Origin of the sequence: Halorubrum sp. BV1 (assembly GCF_000746205.1) — an archaeon.
Taxonomy (GTDB): Archaea; Halobacteriota; Halobacteria; order Halobacteriales; family Haloferacaceae; genus Halorubrum.
In genome coordinates this window covers 656,371-668,514 of record NZ_JQKV01000001.1, presented here as the reverse complement: position 1 = coordinate 668,514, position 12,144 = coordinate 656,371, and the positions used below count along the sequence as shown (strand labels likewise).

The window sequence follows — 12,144 nt, the reverse complement described above, 5'->3', positions numbered from 1 at the left end:
CAACCACAAACGATCCTCGATCGTGGATCAATAAGACACAGGAGTCCGTTCGGCGCGTTTCGGTCGTGCGGCCGCTACTCCCGGCGGCAGACGAATCAGCCATCCGTCGGTGTGTCGCTCCTTCGATGTAAAATCGCCGTTGTATGTTGTGGATTTCAGTCGTATCTACGTGTGGTGTATAAATATCGCCGACAGATCTACACCGGTGTGCGGCCAAATCTCACACAACCTTTAACGCAACCGAAACACGTATAGTTGGTATGGACTCCGACAGTCCCGTGACCATGCGCATCGCCGGCCAGCCGATCCGTGACCTCGGCACCGCCTTTACAGCCGGCAATACGCGCAAACGGTTTACAGGGGCTCGTCGGGCCGCCTGCGGATTCGACTCCGTTCGCCGGGCCCTCGGCTATCGCGGGTCGTCCGCCTCCTACCGTCTCCCACTCGGTCAGGGATATCGCCCCTGAATGAGCGTCTCACGTCACCCCGTCGCCCTTCGCTTAGAGCGGCAGGTCGGCAGCGCGACGAAGCTGCTCGCGACCGTAATGGTGCTCCCGCTCGTCGACGGGATCTTTCCCGCCCTCGTCGTCGCCGGCGTCATGGGGACGGCGACCGGCGTCGTCGAGACCGGGATCCTGATCTTCGGCGGGTCGGCGACCGCGGCCGTGATCCTCGCCGAGATGGACGGCGACCGCAAGCAGATGGTCTCGTCGGTACTCCTGATCGGCGCGGTTATAGTCCCGCTCGCCGCGATCGAGGCGGCGTTCGCGCCGACGTTTCGGGGGTTCCTGAACCTCCCCGTCTTCGAGCGGTTCGCCGGGCTGGTGATCCTCACGATCGCCGCCAAGACGGCCAGCTCCGAGATCGGCGAACACCTCCCGAGCCCCGGCGTCATCATCGCTCTCGGGCTCGTCGCGAGCTTCGAGCCCGCCGGGTTCGCTATCGAAACGTCGCCGGAGTACGTGGTCAACGGGGCCGCCGCGGCGGGCGTCGGCGTGGCGTTCGCGCTGGCGATCGCGGTGTTGTCGCCGCACCTCCGCGGCCGCGTCGACATCGATCGGTTCCGGTTCGGTTCCGCGGTCGCGCTCGGCGTGCTCGCGTTGCCGATCCTGCTCGGGCCGTTCGATCTCATGCAGACTGAGGCACCAGTCGCGCTCGCGGTGCTCGCCGTGACCACCCTGTTCGCGTACGACCCGAACGCCGGCCCGGCCGTGAACGCCGGCGTCGACTCCGACCAGCCGCGCGACGCTCCCTCGGATGGCGCGTCGACCGACGCCGCTGCGTCCGACGACGAGTCCCCAGATATCCAGGACGGCGGCGAGTTGGATCCGACGGATCCGCCTCTCGACGCACCACCGGTCGACCCCGGCCACATCGTCGACGACGACGTGTCGGTGCTCGCGAACGGCGGTGAACCCTCGGGTGCCGGAGAGGAGTCGGACGGGACGGACCCGTTCGCGGAGGACGACTCGCGGGCACCCTGGCTGTAGTCGGGAGACCGAAGCCGAAAACTACCACTCGGCGGCGCGGTCTGCGCGTGTCGCCGGTGTTTAGGTGCTCCGCCGTGTACGCCGGGTATGTCAAACCGCGTCGTGCAGGGACGGATGGTGACGCCAGAGAAACTCGCGGAACTGGTCGAAGGCGAGTCGGTGCTGGAGGCCGAATCCATCACCGACGCCGATCGCGACTGCCCGGAGTGCGGCGGCGACGTCATCGCCGTCGGCTACATGCCGAGCGTGACCGAGTTCGTCACCGGGTACAAATGCCAGGAGTGTGACTGGAGCGACGACGACCGCGAGTGAGCGGTTCGGCGCTCTCCCGGCCGTCACGTTCGATCGTCGCTCCTTCGTCTCCCGATCACTTGCGATCGAAACCCCTTTATCCGCGTTTCGGCAACTGACTGATGCGAGATCACACACGGGGCTGTGGCCAAGCCAGGCATGGCGACTGACTCCAGAGGCTCGCGCCCGGGACGACACTCCAGACTGATATACCGAGCGGCCGACTGATCATCGGTCGTGTTGACGACCCTCTGGAGTTCCGAGGCGCACCGGAGATATCAGTCGATCGGGGGTTCAAATCCCTCCGGCCCCATCTCAGACTTAAACTTTGTGAACTTCAGGTAAACGTAGAGCCGAAAATCTGCGAGTTCTGCGGGTGCTACATTACCGAATACCGACGGAACCACGCACAACGATCCGTCTCACTCGCAGACTTCTATCAGACTACGGAACGACGGCATCTCCGCCCCATCAGAGCGGTAGCACGTCGCTACCGCCGTCAGATTGATTTCCGTCGTCGGTCGCGTTTTCGTCGTCAGTCGTGTTCCAGTCGTCGATCACGCTGTCGCTTCCGTCCGTCCCGTCCGTCTCGTTCGTCGAGTCCTCACTGCTAGCTCCGTCGTCTGATCCGCCGTCGGTGTTACCGCCGTCCGTAGTTTCGTCGTCTGACCCGCCGTCTGTGTCGTCGTCATCGCTCTCTTCGCGATCGCGCACGTCGTCGCCTTCGCCGAAGATGTCTGTCTCGACCGTCTCCTCGTAGGTGAGTTCGTCGAGGGGCACCGTGATCTCGTCGCCGGACGGGAGTTCGATCACGGCGTAAAACTCGATCCGGAGATCGCTCACTTGGTGGCCGTTGACCTCCTCGTCGAGATGGGTGACCCACCACTCGTCGAGCCGTTCGTTCCGCAACCCGGTCGTGAATTCGATCGTCTCGGTTTGACGCGAGGGGATGACGTATCCCTCTTCAGTCTGGCCCGTCGCCATCTCAACGTCGTTCATCGTGACGGTGTAGCCGACCTCCGTGATCGCGTACGGCTCGAGGTTCGGGTTGTAGACGGTGAACGCCATGTCGATCGGCGTCTCCGACTCGCTCACTGCGCCCCACTCAGCTCGCGTCTCGTTGACGTATAACACGGGATCGTCGACGAGCGCGCTGTCGGCGTTTACCGGCCGCGTCTCCTCGGAATTGAACGCGCCGAGGAGGTCGGTCTTTATCTCTCTGGTCTGTGAGAAGTCCACGCCACGGCCGAGGATCCCGGATGTCGCGGTCGCGTCGATCCGAACCGTCGTCCGTTCGCCGTCGCGAACGTGAGCGACCCACCACGCCGGGATGTCGTCGTTCTGGAGGGTGGTGTTGAACGCCATCGTCGAGTTGCCGGTTCCCACCCGGACTCCCTCGCGACCGCCCCGTGCCATCTCGATGTCGTTCATCGAGACGGTGTAGTCGACCGCGAGGCTGTCGAGGCTGATCCCCACGGGATTCGGGTTCGACACCGTCAGGGTCGTCTCGATCTCGCTGGTCTCGTTCGTCACCTCGCCGAAGGAGTTATCGACGGCCGCGACGCTCGGGACGCCGAACAGGCCGAGTGCGAACCCCCCGCCGACGGCTCCGCCGAAGACGAGGACAGCGAGAAACACGAGTCTGATCTTCGACCCGCCGAGCGCGGAGAGTACCTTCCGCGGATTCATACCGGTCCGAAAGGGTCGAGTGATAAAGTCGTACCGCTGTAGAGCGTCTGTTGTCACAGCGGTCACAGGAGGCTACAACACGTCGCCGATTCGAACGGGTTCGCCGTCGAGTTCGGGGCTTTCGGCAACGATCTGTAAGACCTCGTGGTCGGTGACGTCGCGGTACCCCTTCCCGGTCGCTTCCTCTATGAGGTCTTTTTCCAGTTCGAACTCGGTCCCCTCGTAGACGACGTCGACGCCGTCTCTCCTAAACGTCAGATCGGTGCTCATGGCGTGTCGTACTCCTCGACGGAATAAAAGCGAACTGACACGGCGGCCGGCACGTCGGTCAGTTCGAAATCGAAATCGAAATGCAAACCGAAATCGAAACGGCACGGGCCGATTCCGTGGGCGGTAGAGCAGTCCGAGGAACTACTCGTCGTCTGCGTCGTCCGCGTCGTCTTTCATTTCCGAGAGTCGGCCGACGAGGTCGTCGGTCGACGCGCCGCCCTCGATTGAGACCTCGCCGTCGTGGTCGTTCTCGTGGACGTTCACGGCGCTGTCGTCGTCGGTATCTACGTCCTGATCTTTCTGTTCGCTTTCGTCGTACGATCCGAATCCCATACCGAACGCTCCGCTGCGAGCGTAAAAAGGATAGTGACCCCGAGCGGCTTCGAGAGTGAACATCACGCACGCGTGACTCGCGATCGCCGCTCTCGCTGCGGTATCAGGGCGTCTGACTGGCGTCTGACGGCCCCCACGGTTTATACGGGCGGGGGGAGTTCTCTCGGTGTGTCGCTGCGAGGAGGCGGTCCGGTAGACGAACTCACGGTCCCGTCGGAGACGACCGTCGAGGAACACGACCTCGTCACCGACGGTGACGTGCTCGTCGGGAGCCAGTCGACGGTGGAGTTCGGTCTCCGCGGTCGCAACGTCGCTATCGGCGAGCGCGTGAGCGTCGGGAGTGACATCGAGGCCGAAGGCGACTGCCGACTCGACACTTGGTGTTCCGTCGACGGCAACGTGCTCGTCGGCGAGGACGCCTACATCGGCGAGCGAGTGACCGTCAGCGGCCAGCTGATGGTTTCCGGCGACCTCGATATCGGCGACGACGTGACGATCGAGGAGGGGTTCGAAGCGAACGGGTGGATCGTCATCCGGAACCCCGTTCCTACCCTCGTCTTTTATTTTATCGTCCTCTCACAGCTCCTGCGGATCGGCGAGACCGACGCGGCGGACGAGCTGGCGACGGCGCTCGCCGACGGCGACGACGTTCGCGACCCGCTCTTAATCCCGCGCGGTGCCGAGATATCGGACGACGCGTGGCGCGTCTCCACCCCGGCGACCGTCGGCGACGACTGCCGACTCCACGGAAACATCCGTGCCGAGTCGATCCGCGTCGGCGAGGGCAACGAGGTATTCGGCTCCCTGCGCGCCCGCGACGACATCGGGGTCGGAGCGGGCACAGTCATCCACGGCGACGTCACCACCCGCGGCGGAACGGTCACTGTCGAAGCCGGCGCGCGTGTGCTCGGCGACGTCTCAGCCGGCGACCTCGTCGTACACGAGAACGCCGAGATAGACGGCACGCTCCGCGCTCGCGGCGAGATGAAGCTCGTACAGGATATCGACCGGGACGGGCCGGACGGCCCGTCGGACGAGAGCGACGCCGCAGAGACGGACGACGCGGGGACGGACGACGACGGTGAGTCCAGAGATGACAGCGACGGCGAGAACAGCGGCGACGACAGCGGCGACGCCCGTGAGGCGGATGCGTCGACGGCGGACGCCGACGCGGAAGCGACGTAGCGGTGGGTGACGGGCGAAAGCGAGCGAGGTGACCGGCGGCTGCCTACAGCGTCAGTCCGCGGATCGACACGCTCGCGTCGCCGTCGTCGACGCGACCGATCACGCGCCCGTCGGTCGCCTCCGCGAGCGCGTCGGCGTCGGCCGCATCGACGGCGGCGACGAAGCCGGTTCCCATGTTGAACGTGCGGTGCATCTCCTCGTCCGAGACGTTCCCTTCCGACTGCACGAACTCGAAGACTGGCTGTGAGTCGAACGGATCGTCAACGACGTATCGATTGTCACCGAGCCGTTCGAGGTTCGTCCAGCCGCCGCCGGTGATGTGGGCTGCGCCGCGCACATCGTGCTCGCGCAGGGGATCGAGCAGGTCGGCGTAGATCCGAGTTGGTTCGAGAAGCGCCTCCCCGAGCGTCTCGTATCCGTCGAACGGACAGGGGTCGTCGTAGGCGTGCTCGCGCGTCGTCGCCTCGCGAGCGAGTGTGAGCCCGTTCGAGTGGATCCCCGAGGAGCGCCAGCCGACGAGCGCGTCACCCGGTTGCGCAGAGCCGTCGAACACGCCGTCTTTCGGCGCGAGTCCGGCACAGGTCCCCGCCAGATCGAGCCCCTTGATCACGTCCGGCATCACCGCGGTCTCGCCGCCGACGAGCGCCATGTCAGCCAGCTCTGCGCCGCGAGAGAGCCCCTCGCCGACCTGTTCGGAGAAGCGCTCGTCCGGGGCTTCGACGGCGAGGTAGTCGACGAAGGCGACCGGTCGAACGCCGGCGGCGACGAGGTCGTTGACGTTCATCGCGACGCAGTCGATCCCGATCGTCGAGTAGTCGCCGAGCGCCTCCGCGACGAGCAGCTTCGTCCCGACGCCGTCGGTCGCGAGCGCGAGGTAGCGATCGCCGATGTCGATCAGTCCGGCGTAGTCGCTGTCCGTCCCTTCGCCTTCCACGTCGCCGCCGACCGCGCCAATGAGCGCCGCGGTTGCGGCCTCGCTCGCGTCGATGTCGACGCCGGCGTCGGCGTAGGTGAGTTCGTCGGCTGCGGTGTCGTCCGGATCGTCGCCCTCGCCCTCTGTCATGTGTGTCGAGGGACGCCCGCGGAGCAAAAACGCACCGTTCCCGATGGAGCGACCGCGGACGCCTCCGCTCACGACGCGGACGCCACTCACGACACGCGGGTCGAACCCGGCCGGAGTGGAACCGAGATCGGAGGATTCAGAACGGTCCGCCGAATCCGAGACCGCCGACGACCACGAGGCCGACGGCGAGAAGCACTGAGGGGACGAACGCGACGGCCCACACCGGCGTGCTCCACCCCATGACGGTCTTCCCGTCAAGCGGGCCGTAGGGGATCAGGTTGAACGCGGCGAGAAAGACGTTGATCGCCACCCCGCGCGCGCCGACGAGCGAGAGGATCGGACTCCCGACGAGACCTCCGGCGACCATCACCGGAAGGAAGACGACCGCCAGAACGAGATTCACGACCGGCCCCGCGAGCGCGATGTGACCGTGCTCTCGGGGCGTCAGCCGTCCCCGGTGGTGGACCGCACCGGGCGCGGCGAAAATGAACCCCAAGAGCGAGCTCATCACGGCGAGAAACAGCATGCTCGTGTCGGCGCGGAACTCGGCTACTTGGTCGTAGCGAACCGCGACGACCTTGTGTGCGAGCTCGTGGAGGAGGAAGGCGATCCCCGCGGTCGAGAGCGCGACCGCGAGCGGTGGGATCACTCCGGCCGCCACGATCCGACCGATCCCCGCCGATCCGCCGACGAAGAAGAACATGAACGCGACGCCGAGCGCGAGCCACGCCACGAGCAGGTCGCGAAGCTCGGTTCCGCTGAAGTACAGCCCGGCGATCCGACGGCCCTGCGGCGTCGTGCTCATCGCCCCCCCGCGACCGCGTTCCCGATCAGTTCGGCACCGCGTCTCGCCCCGTCGATCATCAGCCGGCTCACCTCGTCGACGCCGCCGACTTCCGCGCCGAACATCGCGGGAATGACGTACACGGCGAAGAGGAAGCTCGCGACGATGCTGCCGACGTTCGTCATCGCGACGACGACGATGAGCCGGAACAGTGGGACGTCGAGCATCGCCGAAACGAGGTCGCTCGGCGAGAGCGTCTCGTCGGAGAGCAGATCGTTGAGCGTCCCGATGTCGCCGACGTTCACCGTTAGCGACCGGAGTTCGACGTAGCCGGTGAACCATCCCGGTGCGAGCATCGGGTTGATGGAGGTCATCCAGGCGACAGCCCCGCCGACGCCGGCGGACAGCCAGCGCGCGCCCGCGATCTTAGCGAACGCGAACGCGAAGACGCCGTTTATCAGGAACCACGCGCCGAACACCCGGAAGAGGAAGGCGTTCTCGACGCCGGCGAGCGCGAGCAGGACGAAGAAGGCCACGAACCCGACCGTGATCGCGTACCCGATCAGCTTCTTCCAGGGGAATCCGCGGCCGCCCTCGCGTCCGACGAGGTCTTCCATCGGCGGGAGCGAAGACGGATCTGCGAGGTACGCTTCGATCCCCGCGCGGTGGCCGGCACCGACGACCGCGACGACGTCGCGGCCGGCGTCGCGGAGCGCGACGAGCCGGTGGGCGATGAACGCGTCGCGCTCGTCGATGAGCGCTTCCGCCCCGCCCGGCGAGAACTGGCGGAACTCCTCCATCATCATGGTCACCACGTCGGCGTCGGTGAGGTCCTCGACGTCGAGCCCCTCGATCCCGCCGCGTTCCGGGTCGTGTCCACCGCCCCGCAGTCCGAGCACTCCCGCCACCACGACGCCGAGCGTGAGCCCGAGCGAGACGCCGAGACCGAGACTCCCGATCGCGGTCACGGTGAACCCGCCGAGGTACCCCGCGACGAACGCGTCCGCGAGCCCGAACGCGGCGACCGCGAGACCGGACGCGACCCCGAGCGCGCTCGCCGCGTAGAGCCGCCCGTCGGGTGAGAGTTCGATCTTCCCGACCTGATCGACGACGACGCCGACCGCGACGGCGGTGAGCACGCCGCCGGTGACACTCGTCAACAGCGCGTCGGAGATTCCGAGTGCCCCGCTGAACAGCCCGATAACGGGTCCGGCGACGATCCCGACGAACAACCCAACGACGACCCCCACGATCCGGGGATCGGTGACGCCAAACGCCAGTCCGCCGACCATCCGGAGCTTCTCCGTGACCGACATCCGCGCCCAGAACCGCTGGATCGTCGTCTGGATGTCGCGGTCGACGAGCGCGACGTCGATGCCGAGCCCCTCCGCGATCTCGATCGCCGCGCGCATGTCGGCTCCCGGCTCGATGTCGAAGCGGTCGCCGAGCTGCGTCTGCACGTACGAGAGCATCCAGTACGCGAGAAACTGAAAGACGGTGTTGCCCTTCAGCAGGTCGCCGGCGTTCAGATCGTCGGGCGTCTCGCCCTGCATCTGGCGGTATCGCCCCTCGTCGAGTTCGACGGCGACGACGTCGGGGCGCTCCTGCTCTATCGTCTCTTCGACCTCGTCGACGGAGTGCTCGGAGATGTGCGCGGTCCCGACGACCGTCACGGACCCCGCAGACTCCCCGGACGAGTCCGGAGTCGTCCCCGGAGACGGGTCTGCCGCCGGATCGGACGGCGAATTCGGCGACGCGTCCGTCGCGGGGGCGTTCGCCATCGGGGACGCGGACCGGTCCTCGTCGTCCCCTGGCGTCTCTGTCATTGCCACGCCTTACTCCGTCACCGCGTTTAGGGTTTGTGAGTCGGTGGTGCGTGACTGTCGGCGCGGCCGTCCGGTCACCGATCCAACAGGCTTGTATTCTCACGGGGGAGAGATCGGCGTATGTCCCGGCTGTTGCCCTCCCTTCCGGACCGAACTCCGGACGACCGGGAGCCGCGCGTGGTGGGCGTCGACGACGAGGACGTAGACGACCTCATCGCCGCGCTCGGCTCCGAGACCGCCCGCGAGATCCTCACGCGGCTCCACGACGAGCCGGCGACGAAATCGGAACTCGCGGCCGCCGTCGACACCTCGCTCCAGAACGTCCAGTACCACCTCGGGAGGCTCGACGACGCCGACCTCGTCGACGTGATCGACACGACGTACTCGGAGAAGGGCCGCGAGATGGACGTGTACGCCGCCGCCGACGAGCCCCTCGTACTGTTCGCCGGCGGCAGCGAATCGAAGGACGGAATCAAAGCCGCGCTCATGCGCCTGCTCGGCGGTTACGGGCTCATCGGACTGGCGGCGTTCGCGGCCCAGCGAGTTCTCTCCGTGGCCGGCCCGACAGTGCGGGTCTCTCGGACGACCGGCGACGGCGGTGGCACCGCGGGTGGTCCCACGATCGAAAGCGACACTGGGTCAGGCATCGACGGGACAGTCGAGTACGTCGCCGATCCGCTCGCGGACTACGCCGTCTCGCTTCTGGAGCCCGGTGTCGTCTTCTTCATCGGTGCCGCGCTCGTCTTCACCGTCGCGTGGGCGTACTGGTACTGGAACGCGGGCCGCTGAGCCGCACTGCGGACGAACGTACGGCCCGGCGACCGCGACCGCGCGTCCCCGTGGGACAGCTATTCATGTTGTCGCCCCGATGATCCGATATGGCACACGAAGCCGAGGTCGTCGGCGTCGGGACGGGGTCTGCCCCCGGCGGCGACGTACCGGCGGTCATCCTCTCCGTTCGCGGCGACTATCTCCCGATATTCGTCAGTGCCGATCAGGCCCAATCGATAGGAACTGCGCTCGAAGGCGAACCCTTCGACCGGCCGCTCACTCACGACCTCCTCGTGGACATCCTCACCGAGTTCGGCGGTGCGATCGACCGCGTCCGGATCGACGACCTCCGCGACGGCACCTTCTACGCCAAGGTCGACGCCGAGCGATACGAGGACGGCGAGCCGGAGCGGTTCGTCTTCGACGCCCGCCCGTCCGACGCGCTCGCGCTCGCCGTCCGGATCGACTGTCCGATCGTCGTCTCCGATCCGGTGATCGACGAGGCGGGTCGCCCGTCCGACTCCGTACACTTCGACGACGGCTCTCGGGAGGGACGCTGACCGGCGGCGAAGTCCGGAGATTCAAGTCGTCGCCAGACGGACCCGACGCATGGACGAGACGGGAACGGACCCCGGAACCGCGACGCTCGCCGAGTCGTACACCGAGATGACGGAGATACTGTTGCCGAACGACACCAACAACCTCGGGCGCGCGCTCGGCGGCGCGGTCCTCCACTGGATGGACATCTGCGGCGGGATAGCGGGGATGCGCTTTTCGAGCCGAGAGGTCGTCACCGCCTCGATGGACCACGTTGACTTCATCGGCCCGATCGAGATGGGGGAGGTCGCCGTAATCGAGGGGTACGTGTTCAACACCGGCCGGACCAGTCTCGACGTGAAAGTCGACGTACACGCCGAAGACCCGCTCAAGGGCGAGGAGCGCCCCACAACGTCCTCGTTTTTTACCTTCGTCGCGCTCGGTGACGACGGGAGTCCGACGCGCGTGCCAGACGTGACCGCGCCGACGCCAGAAGAGCAGGCGCTGCGCGACGACGCGATAGAGGGGCGACGCGAGCAGCTACGCGCGGTGACTGAACGCTACAACCTTTGAGTCGAGCGCGGCGCATCGCCGCTCACTCGTCACGCGCTGGCTCCGCTCCGCCGACGATATCGACCTGACCGCCGCGCGCTGGCGTGACCGACGCGTGCGCGTTGCGGACCAGCGATCCGGGGGTCGTATCCGCCTCGGAACCGTCTCCGAGCGCGGCGAGGTGGCTCGCGCAGCCGCAGTCTGAGGCACCGAACCCGTCGACCGGTCCCGCGGGCAGTCGCTCTGCGATCGCACACTCGGCGTCGACGCCGACGCTGCGAACGACTCGGTCGATCCGCGCCTCGTCGCGTCCGAGCAGGTAGTCGACGTGCCAGTGGCGCACGTCGTGCTCCCCGCGTGCGGTCCGGCGGTGTCGGTCGACGCGGGCGAACCCGCCCGCGCCGAGTGCGCTCCCGGTGTACGCGTACGTGCCGGCGGAGAGTCGGTGCTCGCCGAGCGCGCCGACCTCGATCGTCGTCGGAATCGACAGCTCGACGAGGAGCGTGTACGTCCCGCCCTCTGAGTCCCCGCTCACGACAGCGCCCCCGGCGGCTCGCTCGCGGCCGGCCGGAGGTCGTCGACGCGGTCGCTCGCCTCGTCGGTGAGCGAGTAGACGTCGTGGAAATCGTCGGGGTCGCGGCCGCGACCCGAGAGGGTGCCGACCACGTCTGCGATCCGGTCGTAGTTGTCGCGGACGAGCCCGCCGACGATCCCCGGTGTTCCCGCGCGGTCGGCGAGTTCCTCGGCCGCGGAGCGCCCGGCGTACACCCGTCGCTCGGTCGGGTCGACGAGCACCATCGCGAAGGGGCGCGACCCGAACTGCGCGTCGAGGAACGGGCCGACCGGATCGGCCGCCCACGGCACCGCGACGACCCCGTCGAGTCGACGAAGCGCGAGCGCCGCGACGGAGCAGTACGGACAGTCGCCGTCGAAGATCAACACCGGCGCGCCCGAGTCGGTAGTCATGTGAGAACGTACGGGCCGAACCGGCTTAAGCGGCCGGTCGGAGCGGATCGACGTTGGCTGACGGCGTTAGTGCGAGTGGCCGAGCGCGTCTTCGAGCGACTGTCCGAACCGCTCTTCGAACAAGTCCGCCGCGGTCTCTTCCATCTCTGCGATGTCCTCCGGGACCTCGCCTTCGCTGTGGTGGACGATGACGTGCGCCTGTTGGGCCATCGCCTGTACGACGACGTCGCTTACGACCCGCGTAGACTCCTCGCCCTGCTCGCTGAGCACGTCGACGAGGCCAGTGGGCAGTTCGAACGACTCTTCGTTGCCGTCGGGACCGGTGAGCGTGTAGGTTTCCGTCTCTCCCATACGCCTCACTCTCGTCGTGGACATAAGGGTCTGTGG

16 protein-coding genes and 1 tRNA gene are annotated in these 12,144 nt (G+C 66.9%); 8 read left to right on the top strand and 9 right to left on the bottom strand.

The genetic code is table 11. The annotated features are described in order from the left end of the window. Positions 1-260: 260 nt before the first annotated feature. The 4 genes from EP28_RS03280 to EP28_RS03265 all read left to right on the top strand — a co-directional run bounded on the left by EP28_RS03280 (position 261) and on the right by EP28_RS03265 (position 2,094). Positions 261-467 carry a DUF8099 family protein gene (locus EP28_RS03280; RefSeq protein WP_049982567.1) on the top strand — a complete coding sequence of 69 codons (207 nt, stop codon included), beginning with the start codon at positions 261-263 and terminating at the stop codon, positions 465-467. Beyond that, entirely contained in the window at positions 468-1,490 is a 1,023-nt protein-coding gene (locus EP28_RS03275) for a DUF5794 domain-containing protein (protein WP_049982566.1), read from the top strand. A gap of 87 nt (positions 1,491-1,577) precedes the next feature. Next, complete coding sequence (locus EP28_RS03270; RefSeq protein WP_049982565.1) at positions 1,578-1,802, top strand: DUF5795 family protein; 225 nt, start codon at positions 1,578-1,580, stop codon at positions 1,800-1,802. A gap of 117 nt (positions 1,803-1,919) precedes the next feature. Next, positions 1,920-2,094, top strand: a tRNA-Trp gene (locus EP28_RS03265). 158 nt (positions 2,095-2,252) lie between these two features. On the opposite strand, the gene EP28_RS03260 is transcribed toward EP28_RS03265, so the two are convergent. The 3 genes from EP28_RS03260 to EP28_RS03250 form a co-directional block, all read right to left on the bottom strand. Next, complete coding sequence (locus EP28_RS03260) at positions 2,253-3,470, bottom strand: LEA/WHy family protein (RefSeq protein WP_049982564.1); 1,218 nt, start codon at positions 3,468-3,470, stop codon at positions 2,253-2,255. Between the two features lie 72 nt (positions 3,471-3,542). After that, complete coding sequence (locus EP28_RS03255) at positions 3,543-3,740, bottom strand: DUF5800 family protein (protein WP_049982563.1); 198 nt, start codon at positions 3,738-3,740, stop codon at positions 3,543-3,545. Between the two features lie 141 nt (positions 3,741-3,881). After that, positions 3,882-4,073, bottom strand: a complete 192-nt coding sequence (locus tag EP28_RS03250; RefSeq protein WP_049982562.1) for a DUF5786 family protein — start codon at positions 4,071-4,073, stop codon at positions 3,882-3,884. A 168-nt stretch (positions 4,074-4,241) separates the two neighbouring features. Here EP28_RS03250 and EP28_RS03245 point away from each other — a divergent pair, with 168 nt between their 5' ends. After that, on the top strand, positions 4,242-5,258 hold the full coding sequence (locus tag EP28_RS03245; RefSeq protein WP_049982561.1) for a polymer-forming cytoskeletal protein: 1,017 nt from the start codon (positions 4,242-4,244) through the stop codon (positions 5,256-5,258). Positions 5,259-5,301: 43 nt separating this feature from the next. Here EP28_RS03245 and purM read toward each other — a convergent pair whose 3' ends face one another. From purM to EP28_RS03230, 3 genes are all read right to left on the bottom strand, one after another. Then, entirely contained in the window at positions 5,302-6,321 is a 1,020-nt protein-coding gene (gene purM / locus EP28_RS03240) for a phosphoribosylformylglycinamidine cyclo-ligase (RefSeq protein WP_049982560.1), read from the bottom strand. A gap of 136 nt (positions 6,322-6,457) precedes the next feature. After that, complete coding sequence (locus EP28_RS03235) at positions 6,458-7,126, bottom strand: metalloprotease (protein WP_049982559.1); 669 nt, start codon at positions 7,124-7,126, stop codon at positions 6,458-6,460. Beyond that, positions 7,123-8,931: a TraB/GumN family protein gene (locus EP28_RS03230; protein ID WP_049982558.1), complete on the bottom strand. Its 1,809-nt coding sequence runs from the start codon at positions 8,929-8,931 to the stop codon at positions 7,123-7,125. The genes EP28_RS03235 and EP28_RS03230 overlap by 4 nt, the downstream gene beginning before the upstream one ends. Before the next feature lie 120 nt (positions 8,932-9,051). Between EP28_RS03230 and EP28_RS03225 the strand changes: the two genes are divergently transcribed. From EP28_RS03225 to EP28_RS03215, 3 genes are all read left to right on the top strand, one after another. Next, positions 9,052-9,720: an ArsR/SmtB family transcription factor gene (locus EP28_RS03225; RefSeq protein ID WP_049982557.1), complete on the top strand. Its 669-nt coding sequence runs from the start codon at positions 9,052-9,054 to the stop codon at positions 9,718-9,720. Between the two features lie 89 nt (positions 9,721-9,809). Then, positions 9,810-10,262 (top strand): bifunctional nuclease family protein, encoded by a 453-nt coding sequence (locus EP28_RS03220; RefSeq protein ID WP_049982556.1) that lies wholly within the window; start codon positions 9,810-9,812, stop codon positions 10,260-10,262. Between the two features lie 49 nt (positions 10,263-10,311). Then, the gene (locus EP28_RS03215; RefSeq protein ID WP_049982555.1) at positions 10,312-10,812 is read left to right on the top strand and encodes an acyl-CoA thioesterase; all 501 of its coding nucleotides are present in this window, start codon (positions 10,312-10,314) and stop codon (positions 10,810-10,812) included. 22 nt (positions 10,813-10,834) lie between these two features. Here the strand turns inward: EP28_RS03215 and EP28_RS03210 are convergent, their stop codons facing one another. The 3 genes from EP28_RS03210 to EP28_RS03200 all read right to left on the bottom strand — a co-directional run bounded on the left by EP28_RS03210 (position 10,835) and on the right by EP28_RS03200 (position 12,108). Further along, complete coding sequence (locus EP28_RS03210; RefSeq protein WP_049982554.1) at positions 10,835-11,326, bottom strand: GIY-YIG nuclease family protein; 492 nt, start codon at positions 11,324-11,326, stop codon at positions 10,835-10,837. Then, a complete protein-coding gene (locus EP28_RS03205) occupies positions 11,323-11,757 on the bottom strand; it encodes a thiol-disulfide oxidoreductase DCC family protein (protein ID WP_049982553.1) in 435 nt (144 codons plus the stop codon). The genes EP28_RS03210 and EP28_RS03205 overlap by 4 nt, the downstream gene beginning before the upstream one ends. A gap of 66 nt (positions 11,758-11,823) precedes the next feature. Next, positions 11,824-12,108, bottom strand: coding sequence for a DUF7545 family protein (locus tag EP28_RS03200; RefSeq protein WP_049982552.1), 285 nt, complete (start codon positions 12,106-12,108; stop codon positions 11,824-11,826). Between the last annotated feature and the right edge of the window lie 36 nt (positions 12,109-12,144).